This window comes from Inquilinus sp. (genome assembly GCF_057815775.1).
The window spans coordinates 1-5,191 of sequence record NZ_JBYRFX010000080.1; the positions used below are offsets into that span (position 1 = coordinate 1).

5 protein-coding genes are annotated in these 5,191 nt (G+C 68.3%); 4 read left to right on the plus strand and 1 reads right to left on the minus strand.

Going from position 1 to position 5,191, the window contains the following annotated elements:
* Positions 1-115 precede the first annotated feature (115 nt).
* Complete coding sequence (locus AC3XYG_RS03070; RefSeq protein ID WP_489138342.1) at positions 116-850, minus strand: FadR/GntR family transcriptional regulator; 735 nt, start codon at positions 848-850, stop codon at positions 116-118.
* Positions 851-964: 114 nt separating this feature from the next.
* Between AC3XYG_RS03070 and AC3XYG_RS03075 the strand changes: the two genes are divergently transcribed.
* The 4 genes from AC3XYG_RS03075 to AC3XYG_RS03090 form a co-directional block, all read left to right on the plus strand.
* The gene (locus AC3XYG_RS03075) at positions 965-2,059 is read left to right on the plus strand and encodes an ABC transporter ATP-binding protein (protein WP_489138343.1); all 1,095 of its coding nucleotides are present in this window, start codon (positions 965-967) and stop codon (positions 2,057-2,059) included.
* A gap of 13 nt (positions 2,060-2,072) precedes the next feature.
* Positions 2,073-3,002 (plus strand): carbohydrate ABC transporter permease, encoded by a 930-nt coding sequence (locus AC3XYG_RS03080; protein ID WP_489138344.1) that lies wholly within the window; start codon positions 2,073-2,075, stop codon positions 3,000-3,002.
* A gap of 11 nt (positions 3,003-3,013) precedes the next feature.
* Positions 3,014-3,859 carry a carbohydrate ABC transporter permease gene (locus AC3XYG_RS03085; protein ID WP_489138345.1) on the plus strand — a complete coding sequence of 282 codons (846 nt, stop codon included), beginning with the start codon at positions 3,014-3,016 and terminating at the stop codon, positions 3,857-3,859.
* A gap of 77 nt (positions 3,860-3,936) precedes the next feature.
* A partial coding sequence (locus AC3XYG_RS03090; RefSeq protein ID WP_489138346.1) for an extracellular solute-binding protein occupies positions 3,937-5,191 on the plus strand: 1,255 nt, incomplete at its 3' end.

Here is a 5,191-nt window from a genome sequence, read left to right on the forward strand (position 1 = left end):
AGCCGCCTTCCCCCAAGGAGAGGGAATGCGTTACCTCTCCTCGGGGAGAGGTCGAAATCGCATCGCGATTTCGGGTGAGGGGGCGGCTCCGCCCCTCAGCCTGACAAGCGTTTCCTCACGACCCCTTCGGCTCCGTCGTCAGCGGCAGCAGCCGGGCCTGGGACGCCGCCAGCAGCCGGATCATCGCCGCGGACGCCGCCTCCGGCTCGCGGCCGATGATGGCGGTGCGCACCGCATCGTGCAGCGCCACATCCTCGCTCGGCCGGGCGGCGTGGCGCTGCAGCATCTCGGAGGAGACGCGCAACGCCGATTTCACCGCGGCGCCGATGGTCACGAACAGGCCGTTGTGCGAGGCGGTGATGATGGCGAGGTGGAATTCCAGCGCCGCCTCCGACCCGACCTTGACCGGCTGGTTCTCCTCATAGGCCCGGGCCAACTGGCCGAAATGGCGCTCGATCGCGGCATGGTCCTCGGCCGTGCCGTCGCGTGCCGCCAGGAAGGACGCGCGCGGTTCGAAGCACTGGCGCATCTCGTAGATGTCCTCGACGATCTTGGCGTCGAACTGCGCCATCAGCCGCCAGGACAGCACGTCGCGGTCCAGCAGGTTCCATTCGCCGAACGGCAGCACCCGCGTGCCCGTCTTCGGCGACACCTCGATCAGCCGCTTGCCCGCCAGGTTCTTGATCGCCTCGCGGATCGTGGTCCGGCTGACGCCGTAGATCTGGCACAGCTCACCCTCGATCGGCAGCGAGTCGTTCGGCAGGAATTCGCCGGACACGATCCGCATCCCCAGGCTGTTCGAGATCTGGCTGCTCATCGTCCCGACCAGGATCAGCTCACGTTCCAGCATCCACCGTCTCCACCTGTCCCCGCTCGGAATAGGCCGGGGAAGGCCCGTTGACAAAACCCATCGATCGCCCCGATGATCGAATCATATGATAATACCATTGGGGAGGGAATGGGCGTGGCCGACATCGATATCGCGGATGTCAGCAAGCGCTTCGGGCCGATCACGGTGTTCGACGGCCTGTCGCTGTCGATCGCGTCGGGCGAGTTCGTGGTCTTCCTCGGGCCGTCCGGCTGCGGCAAGTCCACCCTGCTGCGGATGATCGCCGGGCTGGAGAGCGTCGACGGCGGCGAGATCCGCATCGCTGGCGCCCGGGTCGACACCCTGCCGCCGGGCGCGCGCCGGGTGGCGATGGTGTTCCAGCACTACGCCCTGTATCCCCACATGACGATCTTCGAGAACATGGCGTTCGGGCTGCGCAACATCGGCCTGAAGCAGCCGGAGATCGAGGCGCGGGTCCAGGCCGCCGCCCGGTCGCTGGAGATCGAGGCGCTGCTGCAGCGCAAGCCGGGGCAGCTGTCCGGCGGCCAGCGCCAGCGCGTCGCCATCGGCCGCGCCATCGTCAAGGAACCGCGCGCCTTCCTGTTCGACGAACCGCTGTCCAACCTGGACGCCGCGCTGCGCGTCCGCACCCGGGTCGAGCTGGCCCGGCTGCACCGGCGGCTGCGCGCCACCATGATCTTCGTCACCCATGACCAGGTCGAGGCGATGACCCTGGCCGACCGGATCGTGGTGATGAACGAGGGCCGGGTCGAACAGGTCGGCACGCCGATGGAGATCTACACCCGGCCGGCCACCAAATTCGTCGCCCGCTTCGTCGGCGTGCCGGCGATGACCTTCCTCGACGCCGTCATCATCGGCGAGCAGGGCGTCGGCGGCCGGGGCGGCGCCGTGCTGCGCCTGCCCGACGGCACCGAACTGCAGACGCCGGTTTCGGCCGACGGGCTGCCGGCGCACCAGCCGGTGACGCTGGGGCTGCGGGCCGAGGCGGTGCGGATCGACGGCCAGGGCGCCACCCGCGGCACGGTCGAGGTGGTCGAGCGGCTGGGCGACCGCACCCATCTGCATGTCCGGCTGCAGGATGGGTCGAGCCTGATCGCGGAGGATGGCGGCGCCAGCGGCGTCGCCGTCGACGACCAGGTGACCTTGAGCATCGACCCCGCCTCCGTCCACCTGTTCGGCGCCGACGGCCTGGGCCGTCACGCCGCCTGAAGGAGGGATGGCCGTGACCGACGCCGCCGCCACCCCAGCCGCCGCGATCGACCGGGTGCCGCGGCTGAGCGGTGCCCGGATCGGGCCGGACTGGCGCAATGCCGGCTTCGTCCTGCCCTTCCTGGTCGTGTACTTGGCGCTGCTGGCCTGGCCGCTGTTCGACGGCATCTGGATCAGCCTGCAGAAGTTCGACATGTTTGACGGCACCGGCACCTATGCCGGCCTGGTCAACTACAAGCGGCTGCTCACCGACAAGGTCTTCCTCGGCGCCGTCTGGAACACCATGCTGTTCGTGGCGATGACGGTGCCGGCCTTCGTCGTGATCGGCCTCGGCCTGGCGCTGGCGCTGAACCGGCCGACCCGCACCGCGGCCGTGCTGCGCGCCACCTTCTTCGCCACCTCGGTGCTGTCGGTCACCATCGTCACCATCGTGTGGAAGATGGTGTTCCTGCCGGATCGCGGCCTGCTGACCAACGCCCTGGCCGTGTTCGGGCATGAGCCGGTGGTGTTCCTGACCAACCCGACCCTGGCCCTGCCGGCGATCGCCATCGCCACGGTGTGGTGGGGCATCGGCCTGCCCATGATGCTGTTCCTGGCGGCGCTGCAGCAGATCCCGCGCGAGCTGTACGAGGCCGCGGCGCTGGACAGTGCCGGCCGCTGGCGGTCGTTCCGGTCGATCACCCTGCCGTCGATCCGGCGGACCACGGTGCTCGTGGCGGTGGTCGAGATCGTCTACCAGTTCCAGCTGTTCGGGCAGTCGCTGCTGCTGACCCGCGGCGGGCCGAACAACGCCTCGCGCCCGATCGTGCAGTTCATCTACGAGCAGGGCTTCCGCGACTGGGACCTGGGCTACGCCGCCGCGGCGTCGGAGGTGCTGTTCGGGCTGATGCTGATCGCCGCCATGGCGCAGGTTCTGCTGACCCGCCGCCGCGGCGAGGCCTGACGGTCATGGCCATGACGCAGTCACAGGGCATGGTGGGCCGCAGCCTCGGGGATCGGGTGATCCTGGCCGGCATCATCCTGCTCGTCATCGTCTGGATCGTCCCGATCGCCTGGATCGCCGGGCTGTCGTTCAAGCCGAACAGCGAGCTGATGACCGACACCAGCACGCTGTTCCGGGCCCCCTACACGCTGAAGAACTACACCGACATCCTCGCCAGCTCCGGGGTGTTCCGCTGGATCCTGAACAGCGTCGTCGTGGCGCTGGGCCAGACCATCGGCGTGCTGGTGCTGGCCTCGCTCGCCGGCTACGGCTTCGCCCGCACCCAGTTCCCCGGCCGCGGCGTGCTGTTCGTGCTGGTGCTGATCGGCCTGGCGGTGCCGGAACAGGCGGTCATCATCGCCCGGTTCCAGCTGTTCAACGACCTGAAGCTGCACAACTCCTATCTCGGGCTGATCCTGCCGCATCTGTCGGCGCCGTTCGGCGTCTTCCTGATGACGCAGTACTTCAAGGCGATCCCGCGCGAGATCGACGAGGCGGCGATGCTGGACAACGCCTCGCGCTTCAAGACCTTCTGGCGCGTGCTGCTGCCGCTGACCGTGCCGGCGCAGGCGACGCTGGGGATCTTCACCTTCCTGGCCGCCTGGAACGACTATCTGTGGCCGCTGATCTCCGCCACCAGGCCGGAGATGTTCACCCTGACCGTCGGGCTGGCCTCGACCCAGACCAACTTCGCCCAGTCCGAAGGCCTGGGCTTCCTGATGGCGCAGTCGGTGTTCGCCGGGCTGCCCGTCCTGATCGTCTACCTGTTCTTCCAGAAATACATCATCACCGCCGTCGCCGGCGCCGCCATCCGCTGAGGCGGCGGGCCGGGGACGGGTCTTGGGGGGTTCGATACCGGCGCCGCACCAATGCCGCCGGAACCGTGGAGGAAACGATGAGAGGCAGCATCACCGCGGCCCTGGCGGGCCTGTTCCTGGCCGCCGGCGCCAGTGCAGCATGGTCGCAGGACAAGACTGAGATCTCGCTGTCGCGCTTCTTCGGCGCCTGCGAGGCCGATTACGGCGATGTCACCGACGTCTCGCAGGCGCATGGCGAATGCGGGATCATCACGGCGCTGATCAACAAGTTCAATGCCGAGAGCAAGGACGTCCACGTCAAGGTCGATATCGTGGAATGGCCCGGTTACGACCAGCTGACCGCCCGGCTGCGCTCGGGCGAGGCGCCGACCATCTCGGTGATGCATGAATCCGTCATCAGCGACTACGCCTCGCGCGGGCTGCTGGAGCCGCTGGACGAGGGCTTCAAGGCCACCGGCATCGACACCGCCGACTTCACCGACGCGGCCCGGGCCGGCGTGACCAAGGACGGCAAGATCTACGCCCTGCCCTTCGACACCCACACCTGGCTCTGGCACATCAACCTGAACCTGTTCAAGCAGGCCGGGCTGGTGACCGCCGACGGCAAGCCGATCCTGCCGAAATCGCCGGACGAGCTGCTGGCCCAGGCCAAGCAGTTCCGCGAGAAGACCGGCAAGCCCTATTTCGTCCAGGCGCTGGCGAACGAGCAGGCGAACTACGCCCGCACCCTCTACACCCTGCTGTACCAGCAGGGGTCCGACTTCTTCGCCGATCCCGCCCAGATCAAGCTGCAGACGCCCGAGGCCCGCAACGCGGTCACGCTGTTCAAGGCGATCTACGACAACGGCGACACCACCAAGGACCAGGACTACGCCGCGGCCACGGCCGGCTTCATCCAGGGCGACGGCGGCGTCTACATCATGGGCACCTGGCTGGTCGACAGCTACACCCAGGAGGCCGCCAAGGCCGGCGGGGCGCTGAGCAACGGCTATGCCGTGGTGCCGTTCCCGCAGCTCTATGGCAACCCCAAGGTCTGGGCCGACGGCCACAGCTGGGTGATCCCCAAGGCCGACCTCGACGACGCCCACCGCAAGGCCGCCTTCACCTTCCTGAAGTTCCTGTGGGACAACGACTTCGAATGGGCCCGCACCGGCCACCTGCCGGTGCGCAAATCGGTGGCGTCGGCCCAGGCCTTCCTCGACCTGCCGCACCGCCAGGACATCGTCAGCCTGACCCGGGATGGCACCGCCCTGCCGCAGGCGGTGAAGCGCCAGTTCGGGCTGCAGGACATCCTGACCGAGGAGTTCAACGCTGCGGTCCAGGGCGCCAAGC